Annotated in this window: 15 protein-coding genes; 12 read left to right on the forward strand and 3 right to left on the reverse strand. The window is 65.1% G+C overall.

Annotation, left to right across the window (positions count from 1 at the left end):
• Positions 1-228: 228 nt before the first annotated feature.
• From C8J40_RS07820 to C8J40_RS07860, 9 genes are all read left to right on the forward strand, one after another.
• A complete protein-coding gene (locus C8J40_RS07820; RefSeq protein WP_132896517.1) occupies positions 229-1,578 on the forward strand; it encodes an alpha/beta hydrolase in 1,350 nt (449 codons plus the stop codon).
• Positions 1,578-3,113: a GMC family oxidoreductase gene (locus C8J40_RS07825; RefSeq protein WP_132896662.1), complete on the forward strand. Its 1,536-nt coding sequence runs from the start codon at positions 1,578-1,580 to the stop codon at positions 3,111-3,113. Before C8J40_RS07820 ends, C8J40_RS07825 begins: the two co-directional genes overlap by 1 nt.
• 227 nt (positions 3,114-3,340) lie before the next feature.
• Positions 3,341-4,300, forward strand: a complete 960-nt coding sequence (locus C8J40_RS07830; RefSeq protein ID WP_243693266.1) for an alpha/beta hydrolase — start codon at positions 3,341-3,343, stop codon at positions 4,298-4,300.
• Positions 4,301-4,323: 23 nt separating this feature from the next.
• The gene (locus tag C8J40_RS07835) at positions 4,324-5,394 is read left to right on the forward strand and encodes an alpha/beta hydrolase (protein ID WP_132896519.1); all 1,071 of its coding nucleotides are present in this window, start codon (positions 4,324-4,326) and stop codon (positions 5,392-5,394) included.
• Positions 5,395-5,554: 160 nt separating this feature from the next.
• Complete coding sequence (locus C8J40_RS07840) at positions 5,555-5,833, forward strand: hypothetical protein (RefSeq protein WP_132896520.1); 279 nt, start codon at positions 5,555-5,557, stop codon at positions 5,831-5,833.
• Positions 5,833-6,282, forward strand: a complete 450-nt coding sequence (locus tag C8J40_RS07845; protein WP_132896521.1) for a periplasmic heavy metal sensor — start codon at positions 5,833-5,835, stop codon at positions 6,280-6,282. Before C8J40_RS07840 ends, C8J40_RS07845 begins: the two co-directional genes overlap by 1 nt.
• Before the next feature lie 17 nt (positions 6,283-6,299).
• On the forward strand, positions 6,300-6,842 hold the full coding sequence (locus C8J40_RS07850) for an RNA polymerase sigma factor (protein WP_243693267.1): 543 nt from the start codon (positions 6,300-6,302) through the stop codon (positions 6,840-6,842).
• An 82-nt stretch (positions 6,843-6,924) separates the two neighbouring features.
• Entirely contained in the window at positions 6,925-8,850 is a 1,926-nt protein-coding gene (locus C8J40_RS07855) for a copper resistance system multicopper oxidase (protein WP_132896523.1), read from the forward strand.
• Complete coding sequence (locus tag C8J40_RS07860; protein WP_132896524.1) at positions 8,847-10,031, forward strand: copper resistance protein B; 1,185 nt, start codon at positions 8,847-8,849, stop codon at positions 10,029-10,031. The genes C8J40_RS07855 and C8J40_RS07860 overlap by 4 nt, the downstream gene beginning before the upstream one ends.
• A gap of 52 nt (positions 10,032-10,083) precedes the next feature.
• On the opposite strand, the gene C8J40_RS07865 is transcribed toward C8J40_RS07860, so the two are convergent.
• The 3 genes from C8J40_RS07865 to C8J40_RS07875 form a co-directional block, all read right to left on the reverse strand.
• Positions 10,084-11,856 (reverse strand): chloride channel protein, encoded by a 1,773-nt coding sequence (locus C8J40_RS07865; protein ID WP_132896525.1) that lies wholly within the window; start codon positions 11,854-11,856, stop codon positions 10,084-10,086.
• Between the two features lie 316 nt (positions 11,857-12,172).
• Positions 12,173-13,021 carry a PhzF family phenazine biosynthesis protein gene (locus tag C8J40_RS07870; protein ID WP_132896526.1) on the reverse strand — a complete coding sequence of 283 codons (849 nt, stop codon included), beginning with the start codon at positions 13,019-13,021 and terminating at the stop codon, positions 12,173-12,175.
• Positions 13,018-13,356, reverse strand: a complete 339-nt coding sequence (locus C8J40_RS07875; RefSeq protein ID WP_132896527.1) for a UrcA family protein — start codon at positions 13,354-13,356, stop codon at positions 13,018-13,020. The genes C8J40_RS07870 and C8J40_RS07875 overlap by 4 nt, the downstream gene beginning before the upstream one ends.
• Positions 13,357-13,459: 103 nt before the next feature.
• Between C8J40_RS07875 and C8J40_RS07880 the strand changes: the two genes are divergently transcribed.
• From C8J40_RS07880 to C8J40_RS07885, 3 genes are all read left to right on the forward strand, one after another.
• Complete coding sequence (locus C8J40_RS07880; RefSeq protein WP_132896528.1) at positions 13,460-14,857, forward strand: PLP-dependent aminotransferase family protein; 1,398 nt, start codon at positions 13,460-13,462, stop codon at positions 14,855-14,857.
• Between the two features lie 183 nt (positions 14,858-15,040).
• The gene (locus tag C8J40_RS20220) at positions 15,041-15,241 is read left to right on the forward strand and encodes a hypothetical protein (protein ID WP_165911384.1); all 201 of its coding nucleotides are present in this window, start codon (positions 15,041-15,043) and stop codon (positions 15,239-15,241) included.
• 577 nt (positions 15,242-15,818) lie between these two features.
• The gene (locus C8J40_RS07885; protein WP_207901162.1) at positions 15,819-19,031 is read left to right on the forward strand and encodes a TonB-dependent receptor; all 3,213 of its coding nucleotides are present in this window, start codon (positions 15,819-15,821) and stop codon (positions 19,029-19,031) included.
• Positions 19,032-19,060 lie beyond the last annotated feature (29 nt).

Consider the following 19,060-nt stretch of genomic DNA (forward strand, 5'->3'; position numbering starts at 1 on the left):
TCGTCGATCGCGCACCATTCGCTTTTTCAACATATGTAGATTTAAGAGTCAACGGTGATACGGTTCAGCTCGCTGCTGATGATCGGGTTGAGTTTGCGCGGTCCACGATGTTCCCTACAGCAACGCGCAAAGTGCGAGCGAATTGATCGAGATTGCCTTCCTTGCGGCAAGCCGAGGGAACGGACACGGTCCTGCAACGTCCGGCAAGGACGTATCTCGCGAGGCTTCATGACCGGACTGACATTGGTGTTTCTTCACGCGCTAGGCGCCAGCGCGCGTGAATGGGAGCAGGTCATCGATCATCTCCCGGGGTACGAATGCGTGGCGCTCGACCTGCCTGGGTTCGGCGACGCAGCAAAAACTGGCCATGCCGATGTCGTCACGATGACAGACTGGCTGGCAGACGAAATACGATCTCGCCAGCCCAACCCGTGCGTCCTTGTCGGGCACAGCATGGGCGGCAAGATCGCGACGCTGGTTGCAGCGCGTGCAGCGTCCGGAGAGATCGGGCTGTCGAGTGTTCTGGGCGTCGTTCTGGTTGCCGCGTCGCCCCCCAGTCCAGAACCGATGGAAGAGGATCGCCGGGCCGAGATGATCGGCTGGTTTGCCGATGGTCAGGCGTCACGCGAGGACGCAGCGACCTTTGTCGATGCCAATACCGCTACGCCGCTGCCGGACGTGTTGCGCGACAGGGCGATCGACGACGTTTTGCGCTCGAACAGAGCGGCGTGGCTGGGATGGCTGGAGCGTGGCAGCCGCGAGGATTGGAGCGCGGATGCCGGACGGATCACTCTTCCGGCGCTGATCGTCGCCGGTGCCGAAGACGGTGATCTCGACGCGGATGCACAGCGCCGGCTGAACCAGCCGCATTATGTCACCGCCGAATTGCGGGTGGTGGCAGATGCGGCACACCTGATCCCCTACGAACAACCCGAAGCGCTTGCCGCCCTGATCCGCGAACACGCGGCATCGGTTGCAGGCGCAATCCTGCCAGCGCATTTTGGCCAGATCCTCGGCTCGGATCGGGTCAGCCAGAGAGCACGAAGCGCGATGCTTGAAAGGCTGCGTCCTGTCCGCGATGCAGCGAACTGGACCGACGATCACTATGCCACGCTTGCCATCTTGATCGGGCAGATTCTGCCGGATTGCGGCGTCGACCACGACCTGGCGCGTCGTATCGCATTCGGCGTTGCTCAGGGTGATGGCGATGGGTGGCGCTTCGCTGCGTTGCCCGCCGATGGCGAAGCCTGGATCCGCGGCTTGGCGACCTTGCACATGCTGATGGACGGTCTTGCGGCGCAGGATCACGCCTGGACCAGCCTCCTCGAAAATGTTGCCGAGGGAGAGGCTGGCCGGGCAGACGACGACGCGTATCTTTCCCCCGCGCAGATGAAGCTGTGGTTCGATGACGTTCGCGCGGAAGTCGTGCGTGTCTGGATGTCGCTGCCGACGACAATGGCTGAAATCGGATATGATGGGTTTGCCGTGGGCGGCGATGCACATCGCAAGCAGGGCTATATACGAACAGCGGCGGACGACTTGGAACCTTGGCAACTTGCGTCGGGGAGCGCGTCGTGATGCGTTATCGACACCGCGAGGCGGACGTCGTCGATGCCGTCGTGATCGGCACGGGAGCCGGTGGAGCACCGCTCACCGCACGTCTCGCCAAAGCAGGCCTGTCGGTCGTCGCGCTCGAGGCTGGCCGCGTATTCCGTCCGGAAGACCATGTCGCCGACGAGGTCGCTGCCGATATCTACTGGATGGAAGAGCGACTGAGCGGTGGCGCCAATCCCACTGCGTTCGGGTCGAACAATTCGGGTATGGGAGTTGGCGGGTCGACGCTGCACTGGGGCGCGTTCTGCCCCCGCCCCGACCCGCGCGACCTGCAATTGAAGACGCTGACCGGCGAAGGTGCCGACTGGCCGATCGACCATGCCGAGTTGATCCGCTACATCGAAGAGGTGGAGCAGTTCACCGGGGTATCGGGCCCGGCGCGGTATCCGTGGGACGAGCACCGCCGCTACGAGTATCCGCCCGTGGCCCGCAACGCTCCGGCCGCCGCGATGGCGCGTGGCTGTGCGGCAGTCGGCATCGTCGCAACCGACGCACCGGCGGCACTGGTGTCACGCGACCGGGACCAACCGCATTGGGGCCAGCGACAGGCTTGCGTGAATTGCGGCGCCTGTCATCAAGGCTGCCGCAACGCCGCCAAGACGAGCATGGACACGACCTATCTGCCGCTCGCCGCTGCCCATGGCGCAGAGATGCGCGCTGGGTGCCGCGTGCTGTCGTTCGAATTCGACGCCGCCGGCCGGATCAGCGCGGTCGTGTACCGGCAAGGTGACGCGGAACGCCGCCAGCGCTGTTCGGCGGTCTTCCTGTGCGCTGGAGGTGTCGAAACACCGCGCCTGCTGCTCAACCTGGGTATCGCCAATTCGAGCGGTCAGGTGGGACGCAACTTCATGGCGCATGTCGCGACACAGGTTTGGGGCCGGTTCGATGCCGATATGCGGATGAATCGCGGTTACCCCTCGTCGCTCATCAGCGAGGATATGCTGCGCCCCGACGATGCCGACTGCGCCGGTGGCTATCTGATCCAGAGCTTGGGGGTATTGCCAGTCAATCTTGCCACCGGTCTCGCACGCGGCGCAGGCATGTGGGGCGAACGCCTCCAGACTATCTTGCGCGGCTACAATCATATGGCGGGGATCGGCATCAACGGGGAATGCCTGCCCCATCCGGACAATCGCTTGACGCTTGCCGACGAGACCGACGCCTTCGGCCACCGCAAGGCGCGGATCGACTTCAGCTACCACGCCAACGAGCATGCCATCGATCGCCACGCCCGCCGCACGCTTAGCGACATCTGGGCGGCGGCGGATGCGAAAGACATCTTCGCCGTCGATCGCTCCGCGCATACCATCGGCACCTGTCGCATGGGGCATGACGGCGACGAGGCGGTAGTCGACGCGGATGGTCGCAGTTTCGACATTCCCAATCTGATGATCTGCGACAACTCGATCTTTCCAAGCGCGCTGGCGGCGAACCCGGCACTGACGATCATGGCGCTGTCGCTGCGCACCGCCGACCGGTTTATCGCATCCCGTCGCTAGGTGGGTGAGCATGCGGCTGGCACCAAAAATCACTTCGCGATGATCCGGTATGCTGGGTCGACGACACGCCCGAATAGCAGGCGCCAAGGCGACCGGGCGCGCCGTGGCCTCGCTCAAACCTGGGCGCGGTTGGCAAGGCCGATTGCTCACATCGTGATTGCCGCATAGCGTCTATCGTTCATTCTTACCGGAAGGCCGCGATGTCACCCCCCATGGATCGAACCCCTATGAGTCGTCGCAGCATCCTGATCGCCGCCGGTGCTACATCGGCAGCGTTGGTGGCGAGCACACCCGCGCTGGCGGCGACACCGGGCCTGCCGGCGTCATGGGATCAGCAGCCGCGGATACCGTTATGGCCGAAGGGCACGCCCGAAACCGGCTTTGCCGCGCAACCGCAGCCAGCCGACTACCCCAAGAATTTCGTACGCAACGTGGCGCAGCCCGAGTTGCGCGTATTCGTCCCCGCGCGCTCGAACGGCCAGGCGGTGCTGTCGATCCCCGGCGGCGCCTACACGTTCGTCTCGGTCATCAACGAGGGCATCGACGTCGCGCGCCGGATGAATGCACTCGGCTACACGGTGTTCGTGCTCATCTACCGCCTGCCTGGCGAAGGCTGGACACACCGCGCCGACGTGCCGTTGCAGGATGCGCAGCGCGCAGTGCGCGTGATCCGGTCGCGCGCTGCCGAATATCGTCTCGATCCCGCGACGCTGGCGGTGGTCGGCTTCTCGGCTGGCGGGCACCTTGCCGCAAGCCTTGCGACCGGGTTCGGCGAGGCGGTGGCGCCGGTGCGCGATGCGATCGACCGTCTGGACGCCCGCCCTGCGCATGTCGGGTTGATCTACCCGGTCATCAGCCACGTCCCCGGCATCGGCCATGCCGATTCGAGCCTGAAGCTGCTTGGCCCCTCCCCCGACGCCGCGCTGATCGCCCGCCGCTCACCCGCCGAGCACGTCACCGCGGCGACCCCGCCGATCTTCCTCGCCCACGCACTGGACGACCCCGCGGTGCCTGCGGAGAACAGCGTCATCATGATGCGCGCGATGCAGGCGGCGAAACGCCCGGTCGAGGCGCATTTCTTCCAGCGCGGCGGGCACGGCTTCGGCACCGGCGAGCCCGACCTGCCCGCCAGCGCCTGGCCCGACCTGTTCCTGCGCTGGATCGCCGACCGCGTCGCTGCCGCTTGACCCGACACGGAATGGAGACCGTCATGACCGGATGGACCAGGCGCGACATGCTCCGCACCAGCAGCGCGGTCGTCGCCGGCACGATGCTGGCGGACGTGGCCGGCGCTGCCGCAACGCCGCAGCCATCGAGCGAGGCGCTGGCGCATGTCGCGCCCGAACTGCGCCCGGCCGCGCGGCAGATCATGCTGCTCTCCGCACAGGGTGGCCCGTTCACCGACGCCAAACTGCCCAAGCTGCGCGCGACGGGCGCGGCCGGCGCCCAACCGCCACTTGCCGACATACCCGTTCAGACGCGGCAAATTGTGGTCGGTCGCGGACAGCCCGACGTCACCGTCTATGTCGTCAATGCGAGGCCCGGTGGTCCAGCGCGCCCGGCGATCCTGCATACGCATGGCGGCGGTTTCATCGTCGGGTCGGCAAAGCAGGAACTCGCTTATCTCCAGCAACTGGCCAAGGACATCGACTGCGTCATCGTCACCGTCGAATACCGCCTGGCGCCCGAGACGCGCTACACCGGCTCGATCGAGGAGAATTACGCGGGGTTGCGCTGGCTCCATGCGCAGGCCGCGATGCTCGGCGTCGACCGCAGCCGGATCGCGGTGATGGGCGAAAGCGCGGGCGGCGGCCACGCCGCGCTGCTCGCGATCGTCGCGCGGGATCGCGGCGAGGTGCCGGTCGCGTTCCAGTCGCTGATCTATCCGATGCTCGACGATCGCACCGGCGGCGCAGTCCGGCTGCCGCCGTTCATCGGCGCGGTCGGCTGGGATGGCCCGGCCAATCAATATGGTTGGCGCTCGTTCCTCGGCATGGCGCCCGGCACCGCGCAGGTACCCAGCGCCGCCGTCCCCGCGCGCGTCGCCGACCTGCGCCGCCTGCCGCCCGCCTTCATCGCGGTCGGCGGCGTCGACCTGTTCGCACTCGAGGACATGACGTACGCGCGACGCCTCACCGAAAGCGGCGTCGCGACCGAATTCCTGCTCGTCCCCGGCGCGTTCCACGGCTTCGACCGCGTTGCACCGGAGACGCCGCAAGCGCAGCAGTTCACCCACGCCAAACTCGCCGCACTACGCCGCGCGTTTGCCACCGGTGGATGAGACTCTCGCCCCTCCCCAGTCGTGACAGGATCTGCATCGCCAGTGCGCATAGGAGCACGCGGTCTGATAGGCCTCATTGCCCTGAGGTAACGATTTTTGATCGCCCGCGAGGGGCCGGGCAACGGCACGCGTAGGTAATGCATTGGGCAAAGGAACGATGATGATCGACGACCTGGACGTCCGGCTGGCGCGTATCGCCTCGGTGACGTTGACCGACGAACTCGAGGGTCTCGAACACGCCGTGCTGGGTCGGATAGCGACCGAACGGGCCCAGACCGACACAATGCTTCGTCTCGGCGTCGCCGCCGTCACTGGCGCATTGCTGCTCGGCGGACTCAGTTCGCTTGACCAGACACGACCGACGCAGGCGGTCGGCGCGTTCGAGATGCTGGGCGGGGCAAGCGCCCTTGCGCCGTCCACCCTGCTGGGCGGATCGTGATGAGGCCGCGTACCGGCGTGCTGCTCATCATCCTCGCAGCGTTTGTGGCCGCGATCGCGGGTGTCATCGCGGGCCGCGTGTTGACCGTTCCAGCCGCGACGCCCGCCGCCGAATTGCACGCCGTCCTGCATGACCGGATGGATCTGAATCCCGATCAGACGACGAGGCTCGACGCGCTGGAGCACGTTTATGCGGTCCGTCGCGCGGCGATCGAACGTCGGATGCGGGCCGACAACACGGTGCTCGCCGCCGCGATCGAGACCGAGCACGGCTATGGTCCGGGCGTCGCCGCCGCTGTCGACCGCACGCACGCCACGATGGGGGAACTGCAAAAGGCGACACTCGCGCACATCTTCGCAATGCGCCAAGTGTTGACGCCTAGACAGGCCCCGCAGTTCGATGCCGCGGTGGTCAAAGCCTTGACCGACGACTCCCATGCCGCGAAGTGACGACCGCGTTCACTTCGATGTCCGATGCCGAGCTGGTCACGCTGGCGCTCGCACGCGAGGACGCCGCATTCGCCGAAATCGTCCGTCGGCATCGTGCCCCCCTCTACCGGCTCGCGCGCGCGAGCCTGGGGGATGCCGACGACGCACTCGACGCGACCCAGGACAGTTTCGTACGCGCGTATCGATCGCTCAGCCGGTTCGATCTCGAACGACCGCTGCGCCCTTGGCTGGTACGGATCGTACTGAACGCCTGTCGGGACCGCATACGACGGCGGATGGTGCGCCGCTATATGCTGCCGTTCGCCGCCGAGGCGCATGATCGGGTCGCCGACGACTCCCCGCATCAGGGCGTCGTAGCCGGCGACCGGCAAGACCTTGAGCGAACCCTGCGCGCGATCGCCGCGCTTCCCGCCGCCACGCGCGAGCCGCTGGTCCTCTGCGCGATCGACGGCATGAGCCAGGCGGACGCGGCGACGATTCTTGGCATAAGCATCAAGGCCGTGGAGACACGTGTTCGGCGCGCTCGGGAGGCTTTACGAACCGCGCTCGATCGCGTCTGACGAGGAAAATCACGCGCCGTCGAGGGGGCGACGTCCGGCGTGCGTACCATTATCACCACCCATGCGGTACTCTGGAGCCTGAATGCACGACCATCTTACCCGCCGCACGGTGTTGCGCGGTGCCGGCCTCGCTGGCGGGGCCGCTGCGTTTGCAGCCTGGATGCCGGCATGGGCGCAGTCGGTCTCGTCCGGGCTGATCGCACCGCTACCAACGGTGTCGGGCGACGACATCCGCCTGACGATCGCGCGGCAACGCATGACGATCGATGGACGTCTAATGAAGGCAATCGGGATCAATGGCACGGTTCCGGGCCCGTTGATCCGCCTGCGCGAAGGCCAAACCGCGCGCCTGTCGGTCGTCAACGACCTCGACGAGGACAGTTCACTGCACTGGCACGGGCTGCTCGTACCCGCGCAATATGATGGCGTACCCGGCGTCTCGTTTCCCGGTATCGCCCCGCGATCGACCTATGTCGCGGAGTTTCCGGTCCGACAGGCAGGCACCTATTGGTATCACAGCCATTCGGGTTTGCAGGAGCAGCTCGGGCTCTATGGTCCGATCGTCATCGATCCCGCGGACATCGATCCGGTCGCGTCGACCCGCGAGCATGTCATCGTGCTGTCGGATCACAGTCCGTCGTCGCCCGCCGCGATCTTCCGGCGGATGAAGCTTGGCGATGGCTATTACGACTTTCAGAAGCAGACGCTCGCGGGAACGCTGGCAGGCCGCGACCAGCCGCTGAAGGACCGGCTGAATTGGGGCGGGATGCGGATGTCTCCAACCGACATCGCCGACGGGACCGGCGCTGCTTATGTCTATCTCGTCAACGGCCACGGCCCCCGCGACAATTGGACGGCATTGTTCACACCGGGCGAACGCGTCCGCCTGCGGATCATCAACGCCTCGTCGATGACGACTTTCAACGTCCGCATTCCCGGCCTGCCGATGACGATCGTGCAGGCCGATGGGCAGAACGTCCGGCCCGTCGCCGTCGACGAATTCCAGATCGGCGTCGCCGAAACCTATGACGCGATCGTGGTTCCCGGTGATTTGGCCTACACGCTGGTCGGTGAAAGCGTCGATCGATCGGGCATGGCCCGCGCGACACTTGCGCCCCGCGCCGGCATGACGGCCGCCGTTCCACCGCTCCGTGCACGACCATTGGCGACGATGATCGACATGGGCATGGGCGGAATGAGCCATGCCAGCATGGAGAAAGGCGACCCACACCGCGGGGTCGATCCGACCGCCGAACGGAATGCATCGGCGCAAGTCGCGACGCCCGGAACGCCCGCAAGGGCTACGCGATCACCCGCCATGCCCGGACCGACGGCGAAAATGCCCCCCACCGTGGATCATGGAGCGATGCCGGGCATGGACCATTCGGCCATGGCAATGGGGCAGCCCTCGGCCATGCACGGGAGCGACATGGCCGACATGGCCGACATGATGATGTCGATGCGCGACTTCTCGAACGCGCCGGCGATCGATCGGAACCCCGGCGTTCAGACGGTCGCGATGGCCCCGATCGATCGCACCGATTATCCGGGCCAAGGCTTGGAAAATGTCGGGCATACGGTGCTGACCTATCGCGATCTGGTCGCCCTGGAGCGCAACCCCGACGTCCGCGCGCCGACCCGGCAGCTCGACATACACCTGACGGGCAACATGGAGCGCTTCATGTGGTCGTTCGACGGCGTGAAGATGTCGGACACGATGGACCCGTTTCCCTTCACCCTCGGCGAGCGTGTCCGCGTGACGCTTATCAACGATACGATGATGGCCCATCCCATCCATCTCCATGGTCATTTCTTCGAACTGGTGACCGGACACGGCGACCATGCACCGCGCAAGCATACGGTGATCGTCCAGCCGGGCGGCAAGGTAAGCTGGGATCTTACCGCCGACGCGGTCGGCGACTGGGCGTTTCATTGTCACATGCTCTACCATATGCATGCCGGGATGATGCGGACGGTGAGCGTCCGTCCGGCGGGAGACACGGCATGAACCGCGTCCTCGCACTACTGCTTATCGGAAGCGCAACGATCGCAACGCGTGCCCTTGCGCAGGATCACGCGATGCACGGCATGACCATGCCAGGTATGGCGATGCCCGCAAAACCGAAGCGCGCTAAACCCGCGCCTCCCAAGCTTCAGCCTGCCAAGCGTGCGACTGCAAAGACACCGACGCGCTCTGCCACAGCGCGGAAGGCTTCGACGGTTCGCCCGACGGCCCCAGCTGCGCGCCCGTCTGCGGAACCCGCGATGCCGGCCATGGATCATGCGCATATGCCCGGGATGGCGATGCCAGGTACGACGGCGCCCGGTATGACGGCCACCGGTATGACGGCGCCCGAGATGGACATGCCCGGCGGACATGCCGGTCATGACATGACTGCGCCCGCGATGGCCACCGACACGATCGCGCCGACGGGTACCGCGCTCCCGGCAGGCAATGCCCCTGCCCCGCCCTTACCAACCGGTCATTTTGCCGATCGTCAGTTCGGAGCCGCCGCTATGATGCCGGCCCGCGCGCAGATGATGCGGGAGAGCGGTGCGCAACGCCTGGCGCAGGTGATGTTCAACCTCGCCGAATATCAGATCCGCAACGGCAAGGACGGCTATCGCTGGGACGGCGAAGGCTGGTTCGGTGGCGATATCGACCGCGCGGTCATCAAGACCGAGGGCTCTGGCGCAGTCCGAGGCGGTGTCGAGGCCGCCGAGGTACAGGCGCTCTACAGCCATGCGATCGGCCCTTATTTCGATGTGCAGGCGGGTATTCGCCACGACTTCGCACCATCGCCGACGCGGAGCTATGCGACGATCGGCGTCGAGGGTCTCGCGCCGTACATGTTCGATACCGAGGCGGCGGTTTTTGTCTCGACCAAGGGGGACGTGCTCGGGCGGCTCGAAGGCTGGTATGACCAGCGCCTTGCTCAGCGGCTCGTGCTGCAGCCCCGGGTCGAATTCAATCTGGCCGCGCAGGATATTCCCCAAACGCGGGTCGGTGCAGGACTATCCGACGCCGAACTCGGCCTGCGGCTTCGTTACGAGATCGCGCGCGAGTTCGCCCCCTATGTCGGGATATCCTATGAGGCGAAGACCGGTCGCACCGCCGATTACGCGCGGGCCGACGGCAAGGATGTGACGACGACCAGCCTGGTTGCGGGTGTACGATTCTGGTTCTGATGGTGGTGTACGCGGCGCCGCGCAGCCACGTCGGCCTTCGCAGCGCTGTGCTTCACCGCTCCCCGAACAGGTCCCGCTGTGCCTTTTCGAGTTCCTCGGCATAGCGTCGTCGGACGAAACTTTCCGACAAGATGCCGAGCACTCGCCGGTCGTCGTCGAGCACTGCGAGTTCGTCTGCGCCCGATGCGTCGAAGCGACGCATGATCTCGGCAATATCCATGGTCGGCGTCAGCGCGGAGTCGATGTTGATCGCCAGCGGGCCGACCGGCGACTGCGGATCGAGCCCTTCCGCATAGGCCGTCGGGGTCTGGACAATGCCTGCATACCGATCCTCGCCATCGATCAGCACTGTACGGCTGGTCGCACCGAGCGGCACGCGGCGTCGGAACTCGGCGATCATGATCCCCGCCGGCAACGGCTTGGCATCACGCCGCATCATCCGCCCCGCGGTCAATGTCTTGACCCAGCCGACGTCGCGCGCGCTCTTGATCGTCTCGCCGCGCAAATGCAGTCGCCAGGTCGAGAAGCTGTAGCCGAAGGTCTCGCGCACGATGGTCGATGAGACCAGCGCCGCCGCCAGTACCGCGCCGGTGAGCGCGAAATCATGCGTCGCCTCCAGCACCAGCATCGCCATCGTCATCGGCCCGCCGACCACCGCGACCGCGAGCGCGGCCATCCCGACCAGCGCGGCATTGCGCGGATCGACCACGTCCTGCCCGGCCAGCGCAGCCAGGCTGCTGGCAAACAAATGGCCGACCAGTGTGCCCAGGAACAGCGACGCGAAGAACAGCCCACCACGAAAGCCGAAGCCCAGCGACACGATCGACGCCGCGCATTTCGCGAGGAAGATCATCGCGATGAACGCCAATGATGCCCCCAAAGCGAGATCGGCATGAAGCGCGCCATGTCCTGCAGACAGGACTTGCGGCGAGACCAGCGCGATGGGGACGAGCAAAAGGCCGCCGATTGTCGGCCGCGACCATTCCGGCAGTTTTGCGCGCCGCGATGCGGTTTCGACCAGCGCCACCGCGCGCATCAGGACGATACCGATCCCGGCACACAGCGCGCCGAGCCCTGCATAGATCAGATAGTGATGCGTCTCGGTCGGCATCGTCGAGACCGAATCGATAACATAGGGCTGGATCCCGAGAAGCTGCGCGACCAGCGTCCCGGCCAGCGCCGCCGCCACCACCGGGGCGAGCGCGGTCGGCGTATAGGCACCGATCACGATCTCGAACGCGTAGAACGCGCCGGCAAGCGGTGCACCGAAGGCTGCCGCGATCGCCGCGCCCGTCCCTGCGCCGACGAGATTCCGCAGGTCGGCACGGCGCAGGTTGAACACACGACCGGCGACCGATCCGATTGCGCCGCCCAGTTGCGCATAGGCCGCCTCAAGCCCGACCGACGCGCCGAACCCGTTGGACAGCATAGTCTGTACCGAGATGACGAGGCTGTCGGACACCGACATCCGACCACCGTGCAGCGCGTTCGCTTCGACCGCATCGACCATCCGGCGCTTGCGCGATCGGACGGCCAAGGAAAAAGCCGCCAGCACGACCCCGCCGATCGGCAGCACGACGAGTGCGCCCGCCGGTAATGCCGGCAGCGCGCTCAAACGCCCGGCCGACGACAGGCCGAACAGCACATGCTGCAACGTCCGCGCAATCGCGCCCTGTAGAACACTGAGCAGCCCCGCCCCCGCCCCGACGAGCGTCGCCAGCACGATGAAGGCAGCCTCGCTCGCGCGGACACGGCGGCGAATCCATTTGAGGAAGGAAAGAGCGTGCAGGGTCGTGCGCCAGGCCGGGGATTCGGTCTTGCTCATCTACGTCGGGACGCGCCAATCATGACAGGAATTTCGTTCGCCATTCGACCAACACACCGACCGCAGGTTCAGGACCGGGTTTCTGCTCCTCCCCCGCCGCAGTCCGTGCGACGACGGAATGCTTCGAGGACAAGCTGCCGACGACTGCGGCGCTGTTCCAAATCGACAAGACCAAACATAGTGACCACCTTCGACATCCCGTCGGCGGTGAACAGCGTGCGCACAAGGCGTTGATCCGACCATCTTGAGCCAAGTCGAGCCGGTCATCGCGCACGCCAGACACGCGCGAACGCGTGCTTCGATGGGCATTTCAATACTAGCGTTCGCGTCGGACTTGCCCGTCGAACATCGTCGTCGTCCGACCGCCGACCCAGACCTGTCCGTTCCCATCCTGTGCGACGTCGATGCGTCCATCGCGACCGATGCACGAGCCCTGCGCAGCAACATAGCGATCGTGCGCACGGCCGCTGGCGAACAGCCATTGGCCGACCGAGGCGTTGAGGCTGCCGCAGACCGGGTCCTCGATCAGCGCGCCGTGCGCATCGCTGAAGATCGCGCGGATCTCGAACGCGGCGTCGCTGCCAGCCGGGTGCGGGCCGACGATCCCGATGTCGATGCGCCGGGAATGATGGCGGGCAGGCTCGACCGCCAGCACGTCCGCAGCGGTCGCGAGCATCACCGCGATCCAGCCGGGACCGTTGTCGACCCACTGCGCATCGACGATCGCGGCGCGGTCGATCCGCAGCAGGTCGGCCACTTCCAAGATTTCCACTTCGGTCGGCATGCCGCTGCGGATCAACGGCGGTGCGGCGAACGCGAGCCGGTTGTTGTCGCGGCGGACCTCGACGAGACCAACGCCGCATTCCTGCACGATCACGCCCGCGCGTTTCGGCGTGCCCCCCGCCTCCAGCCACGCATGGCATGTCCCCAGCGTCGGATGCCCGGCGAACGGCAGTTCGCGCGCGAGCGTGAAGATGCGGACGCGGTAGTCGGCAAGGGTATCGGTTGTAGGTAACAGGAACGTGGTTTCCGACAAATTGAGCCAGCGCGTGATGCGCTGCATGTCGTCGGTCGAAAGGCCTTCCGCGTCGGCGACGACCGCGAGCGGATTGCCGGTGAACGGCGCGGTGCCGAACACGTCGACCAGCTTGAAGGACTTGGTCATGAGCGAGTCTCCGGTTGGCGGCGGTATTGCCAAGCTCGAGTCAGGAGCGGTGCGTCGATCCGGCGGACCGTATCGCCGACCGCCCCGCGCCAGCAGGCGGAAGCCTGGATCGCCTGGGTAACTACGCGCAGGCTCCCGCCCGCCCCGCCGCACGCCGCGGTCGCCGCGCGATCGATCCGGCGCAGCGCATGGCGTGCCAAGGCCGGCGTGGGCGATGACAGGTCCGCGCGCGGCACCGTGACGGCGTACCGCTCGGGGCCGATACGCATTTCGCGCGCGATGCTTGGCGCGGACAGCGTGGCTAGCATTAAGGCGGCGAGAGTTTTGGTCGTCATGAGAACCTCCTGTGCAGGCGCACCGATGCCGATTTACGGCTGGCCAGGACAGGGACGGATGCGTACGATCGGGGTGAACTGTATTGGTCAAGAGAGCGGTACGATGGCGACGAACATGCTCGAGACGCGGACCGGACAGGTCATGCACGTCATTCGCGATCGGATCGAGCGGCGGACGCTGACACCCGGCGCGCGGCTACCGTCGGTGCGCGCAATGGCCGAGACGATCGGGTTTTCCAAATCCACCGTGGTCGAGGCGTATGACCGGCTCGCCGCCGACGGGACGATCCGGTCGCGACCCGGATCTGGCTTCTACGTCGCCTCGCCGCTCGCCCCGCTGGCGCTTAACCGATTGGGTGGCGCGGTTGAGCGCGAAGTTGATCCGCTGTGGATGCTGCGCCAGTCGCTCGCCGATGGTGGCAAGCGCATCAAGCCTGGCTGTGGCTGGCTGCCGGACGAGTGGCTGGCCGGCGATGCGATCCGCAAGGGGCTGCGGGCCGCGGCGCGTGACACCCGCGATCGCGCGCTGACCGGTTATGCCTCGCCGCAGGGATCGTTGCCGCTGCGCGCGCTGCTCGCCCGGCGGCTCGCCGGACAGGGCGTCGATGCCGCGCCCGATCAGATCCTGCTAACCGACAGCAGTACGCATGCGCTCGACCTCGTCTGCCGCTTCCTGCTCGAACCGGGCGACACCGTGCTGGTCGACGATCCGTGCTATTTCAACTTCCTCGCGTTGCTCCGCGCGCACCGCGTCAAGGTCGTCGGCGTGGCGATGACGCCGACTGGGCCGGACGTGACGGCATTCGCCGCCGCACTCACCGAGCATCGCCCGCGTTTCTATCTGACCAACTCCGCGGTCCATAATCCGACCGGCGCGACGCTGGCCGCCGCGACCGCGCACAAACTGCTGAAGCTTGCCGACGCGCATGATCTCGTCATCGTCGAGGATGATATCTTCGCCGATTTCGAACATGCGATCGCACCCCGGCTGGCCGCGTTCGACGGTCTCGACCGCGTGATCCGGATCGGCAGCTTCTCCAAATCTGTGTCAGCCGCCATCCGCTGCGGGCATATCGCCGCGCGACCGGACTGGGTCGAGGCGCTTGCCGACCTGCGGATCGCGACGTCGATGTCGGGCAATCCGCTGTCGGCCGATCTGCTCCACGGCGTACTGACCGACGGCAGCTATCGCCGGCATGTCGAGACCCTCCGCGCTCGGCTGGCGCGCGCGATGGCGCGGACGGTGAAGCGACTGCGCGCGGTCGGGATCGAACCGTGGATCGAGCCCGACGCCGGCATCTTCCTATGGGCGCGGCTCCCGGATGGCATGGACACGGTCAGGCTCGCCCGCGCGGCGCTGGCGCAAGGCATCGTGCTCGCGCCCGGCAACGTGTTCAGCACCGGCGGTGCGTGGAGCGACTATTTGCGGTTCAACGTGTCGATGTGCGACGACGAGGCGCTGTTCGCGTTTCTGGGTGACGCCTGCCGGTCGGTGGGTTGAGGACAGCCTAGCGCGATCGATGCCGGAACGGATTGTCTGCCATGTGATCGACGGATACGCGAACCTTGAGCGCGACGTGACGGCACGCCGCTCGGGTTGCGGGAAAGTTCCTTGGCGGCGCGCTCACGCTGTTTCAGACGGCCTCTACGCACGCTGCAGGCTCGGCTGCGGACGTTGCGGTCGATGATCGTCACCGCCTGGAATGTCGCGATCACGGTTGGCGGGTATGGGGTCGAGACGCGGGGGGCCGGCGTGTTGCCGTGGAGCCTCTGCATCCTGTCGGTGCCATGCTTGGTGGTCGTGTCGATGACCCGGCTGCATGGTTTCTTGTCCCGCCGCGCTACGTCAATCCTGCAAGGTATAGCGAAAGCGATCAGGGTGTGACCGGATCGCCAGCCCAGACCCTCGCTAGCGATGCCCCATCGGCACGTCTGGGTCCGCGTCATCCGCGCGTGGTATAGGCCCTACCGAGATATCGCTATCATAGAGGCCCCCCCCGGCACGCTTGCGCACGCGGATTTTAGCGTACGCACAAGGATCGCGATGGTCAGGACAGGAGCGATTTTCGTCAATGAGACCTGGATTTAGGCATTCGCAGCCTTTCTTGCAGGAGGACTAACAGTCTGGTCACACAGTTGTTGATCTATATTGCTGATTATTGAATACTATATTCGAGATCAGCTGTGATCCCCCGCTGGAGGTAGTGCTAATTATGTCACAAAGCGGAAATACTGATAAGAAAAGTAAAACTGCTTCGCGTCGGATTCGGGCGTAATCAGCAGTCGCCGTTCCGCAAACCTCTGTAACGGAACGAGATGCTCCACCGTTCCTAGTCGTTTTGGATCTAAATTACGACGTTCCCGCCGTTGACACGATCTCTCTGAATGGTAGCCCTATCATAAGCGGCAACGACCGTGTGCACTCTGGCCTGATCAGGGCGGCCGGAATTAGGGGAGGGACTATGATCAAATTTCCGCGCGCGTTGGCGCATTCGGTATCTACCATCGCCGTCGTGGCCGGGCTGGCAGCCTCCAACACCGGCAGCGCGCAGACAGGTCCGGCGCAGGCGGGTCCAGCGCAGACGGCCCCCGCTCCTACCGGCCAAACGGCTCAAACCCCCAGCGCGCAGACGGCGCCCGGCGCGACGCCCGCGGCCGACACGCTTGGTGAAGGCACGACCGAAGACATCGTCGTTACCGGTATCCGCGCCAGTCTCAACCGCGCGATCGACATCAAGCGCACGTCCGCAGGTGTCGTCGACGCCATCTCTGCCGAGGATATCGGCAAGTTTCCCGACACCAACCTGGCTGAGTCGCTGCAGCGGATCACCGGCGTGTCGATCACCCGCGCCAATGGCGAAGGTTCCCAGGTCGCAGTGCGCGGGTTCAGCGGTGGCTTCAACCTCGTGACATTGAACGGCCGTCAGCTGGCGTCGACGAGCATCGATACGAGCACCGGCAACGCCTTCGCGGTCGGCACCGGCCGTTCCTTCGACTTCCAGAACCTGGCGTCGGAAGGCGTCGCAACGCTGGAAGTCTACAAGACCGGCCGGGCCAACATCCCGTCAGGCGGCATCGGCGCGGCCATCAACGTCGTCACGCGCCGGCCGCTCGACTCCCGCGAGGACGGCTTCTCGGGCTCGATCGGCGCCAAGGCCTTGTATGACAGCTCGGTCGAGAACGCGGAGGCCAATCTCAAAACGGTCACTCCGGAACTGTCCGGACTGATCAACTGGAAGAACCCGAGCGAAACCTTCGGCGTCAACCTCTTCGGCAGTTACCAGCTGCGTGAATCGACCTCGGTCCAGTCCAATCCGAACTATTGGAACATCGTGCCGCTCGCCGATTTCATGGCGCGCAACGGCGTTTACACCGATGCGGCGACGAAGATCACGAACACGCCGACCACCGCCTATGTACAGATCCCGAACGACAGCCGGTACCAGTTCTCGGAAAACCGTCGTGAGCGGCTCAACGGCCAGGCGAACATCCAGTTCAAGCCGACCGACCGGCTCGAGATCACGATCGATGGTCTCTATGCCCGGAACAAGCTGAGCGACGAGCGGAGCGAACAGACCAACTGGTTCCAGCGGCCCTTCACCGAAGTCACGTTCGACGACAACAAGCAGATGCAGACTGCTGTAATCCTGGCTGAATCGAAACAGGCGGACAAGGGCTACGAGCAGCAGCGGTTTGCGACGAAGACCGAGCTCTACTCGTTTGGCGGCAACGTGAAATGGAACTTCACGGACGTCCTGTCGCTGAAGCTCGACGCGAACCATTCGAAATCGACGACCGATCCGGACAATGCGAACGGCACGTCGGCAACGACGATCTCGATTGGCGCCCCGGTCCGTGCGACGCATAAGGTCGACTTCACCAACGGCTTCCCGCAACAGTCCGAAACGCTGAACGACTGCAACGCCACCAACGGCGGCCGCGGTGGTAACTGCAACAACATCCTGGATATCGGGGATGTCGGCACGCAGATCGCACGCGAAATCTTCTCCGAACAGCAGTCGCGGGTCAATCAGTTCAACGGGGAATTGGGCTGGGATCTCGGCAACGAGAGCCGCTTCGTGTTGGGTGGCAATTATGTGGATGCGAAGACCCGCTCGGCCAGTTCCAACACGCAGCAGCTTCTGGGTGACTGGGGCATCACCGACACCGGTCTGGTCAGCCAGCTCGCCGGCGACCTCGTCAGCACCTATTGCCTGACCTGCAAATTCGACAAGTTCGACCCGGCGTCGACCGGATCGGCGCTGGTTGCGTTCCGCGGTAATGCGGTCGACCTGTTGAACGTCTTCTCACCCTATTATGCGAATGTCCCGGGGCGTGGCCGGGTGTTGCAGGGCGCCACGGATGATACCGTCGGCGAGAAGACCTGGGCCGTCTATGGTCAGATGAAATGGGCCGGCGACATCGGCGGCCGTCGCGCGAACGCGCTGATCGGCGTTCGCTACGAGCAGACCCGGGTCGACTCGCTAGCTATCCAGTCGATCCCGACGGCGCTGGAATGGCAATCGGACAACGACTTCGCCATCCTCGGCGGAGCGACCGGTGGCGCCGTCAACGTCAAGGCGAAGTATAATAACCTGCTGCCGTCGCTCGATTTCAACATCGAAGTGCTCGACAATGTGGTCGCGCGTACGTCGTTCAGCCGGACGCTTGCGCGAGCCGACTATGGCAATCTCTTCGCCTCGGTCACCGCAAACGCCCCCAACCGCCCGACCGCGCTGGGTGCGGGAGCAGCGCCGGCCTCACGCCAGAACCCAGCGCTGTTGCCGCTGATTTCGGACAATTTCGACGTGTCGGTCGAATGGTACTACAAGCCAACAAGCTTCGTGTCGGTCGGCTTCTTCAAGAAGAACGTGCGAAACTTCGTCGGTAACCAGGTGACGAGTGGCAATCTGTTCGGGCTGCGCGATCCGGGTTCGGGGGTGGCGGGATCACGCTCGGGGACGGCGCTCGACTATCTGCGCACCAACGGGATCGCCCAGACCGACGAAAATCTGTTCGCCTACACCGCGTTGCTGCAGAAGAATGCCGGTAACCAGGCAGCGGCAACGGCGGCTTTCCAGGGCGCGCTCGATCCGGCAACGGGTAAACTCAACGGTGCATTCTACAACCAACTTGCACTCGACGTTAACCTTGTCGGCGACGTCAACGATCCGCTGGTCAATTTTGCGATCAGCGAGCCGATCAACAATCGCGAGGCGGACATTCACGGCTTCGAAGTCGCCTGGACCAACTTCTTTGGCCAAACCGGCTTTGGGTTCGCCGCCTCGTATACCAAGGTCAACGGCGATGTGAATGTCGACCCCTATGCCGATCCGAACGTCAACATCTTCGCACTAAGCGGCTTGGGCGACAGCGCAAACTTGACCGCCATCTACGACAAGAACGGAATCTCGGCCCGCGTGTCGTATAATTGGCGCGATAAATACCTCGCCGCTACCAACCAGGGTACCAACCGCAACCCGCTCTTCACCGCGGCGTTCGGCACCCTGGACGCGAGCCTGAGCTACGACGTGACGCAGAATATCTCGGTGTCGCTCGAAGCGGTCAATCTGACGAGCGAGCCGTTCCGGCAATATGCCCGCACCGAGACCAACCTGGTCTATGTGCAGGAGCTCAAACCGCGCTTTTATCTCGGCGCGCGCTACCGGTTCTGACGAAGGCGGGCGTGGATCTCGGTCCACAC

The organism is Sphingomonas sp. PP-CC-3A-396, from assembly GCF_004343105.1.
Lineage (GTDB): Bacteria > Pseudomonadota > Alphaproteobacteria > Sphingomonadales > Sphingomonadaceae > Sphingomonas.

Excerpts from the sequence above, each read along its gene's own strand:
- C8J40_RS20220 (WP_165911384.1), top strand. The coding sequence starts at position 15,041 with ATGATCGTCACCGCCTGGAATGTCGCGATCACGGTTGGCGGGTATGGG.
- C8J40_RS07850 (WP_243693267.1), top strand. The coding sequence starts at position 6,300 with ATGTCCGATGCCGAGCTGGTCACGCTGGCGCTCGCACGCGAGGACGCC.
- C8J40_RS07840 (WP_132896520.1), top strand. The coding sequence starts at position 5,555 with ATGATCGACGACCTGGACGTCCGGCTGGCGCGTATCGCCTCGGTGACG.
- C8J40_RS07825 (WP_132896662.1), top strand. The coding sequence starts at position 1,578 with ATGCGTTATCGACACCGCGAGGCGGACGTCGTCGATGCCGTCGTGATC.
- C8J40_RS07875 (WP_132896527.1), bottom strand. The coding sequence starts at position 13,356 with ATGACGACCAAAACTCTCGCCGCCTTAATGCTAGCCACGCTGTCCGCG.
- C8J40_RS07855 (WP_132896523.1), top strand. The coding sequence starts at position 6,925 with ATGCACGACCATCTTACCCGCCGCACGGTGTTGCGCGGTGCCGGCCTC.
- C8J40_RS07885 (WP_207901162.1), top strand. The coding sequence starts at position 15,819 with ATGATCAAATTTCCGCGCGCGTTGGCGCATTCGGTATCTACCATCGCC.
- C8J40_RS07865 (WP_132896525.1), bottom strand. The coding sequence starts at position 11,856 with ATGAGCAAGACCGAATCCCCGGCCTGGCGCACGACCCTGCACGCTCTT.
- C8J40_RS07870 (WP_132896526.1), bottom strand. The coding sequence starts at position 13,021 with ATGACCAAGTCCTTCAAGCTGGTCGACGTGTTCGGCACCGCGCCGTTC.
- C8J40_RS07835 (WP_132896519.1), top strand. The coding sequence starts at position 4,324 with ATGACCGGATGGACCAGGCGCGACATGCTCCGCACCAGCAGCGCGGTC.
- C8J40_RS07845 (WP_132896521.1), top strand. The coding sequence starts at position 5,833 with ATGAGGCCGCGTACCGGCGTGCTGCTCATCATCCTCGCAGCGTTTGTG.
- C8J40_RS07860 (WP_132896524.1), top strand. The coding sequence starts at position 8,847 with ATGAACCGCGTCCTCGCACTACTGCTTATCGGAAGCGCAACGATCGCA.
- C8J40_RS07820 (WP_132896517.1), top strand. The coding sequence starts at position 229 with ATGACCGGACTGACATTGGTGTTTCTTCACGCGCTAGGCGCCAGCGCG.
- C8J40_RS07880 (WP_132896528.1), top strand. The coding sequence starts at position 13,460 with ATGGCGACGAACATGCTCGAGACGCGGACCGGACAGGTCATGCACGTC.
- C8J40_RS07830 (WP_243693266.1), top strand. The coding sequence starts at position 3,341 with ATGAGTCGTCGCAGCATCCTGATCGCCGCCGGTGCTACATCGGCAGCG.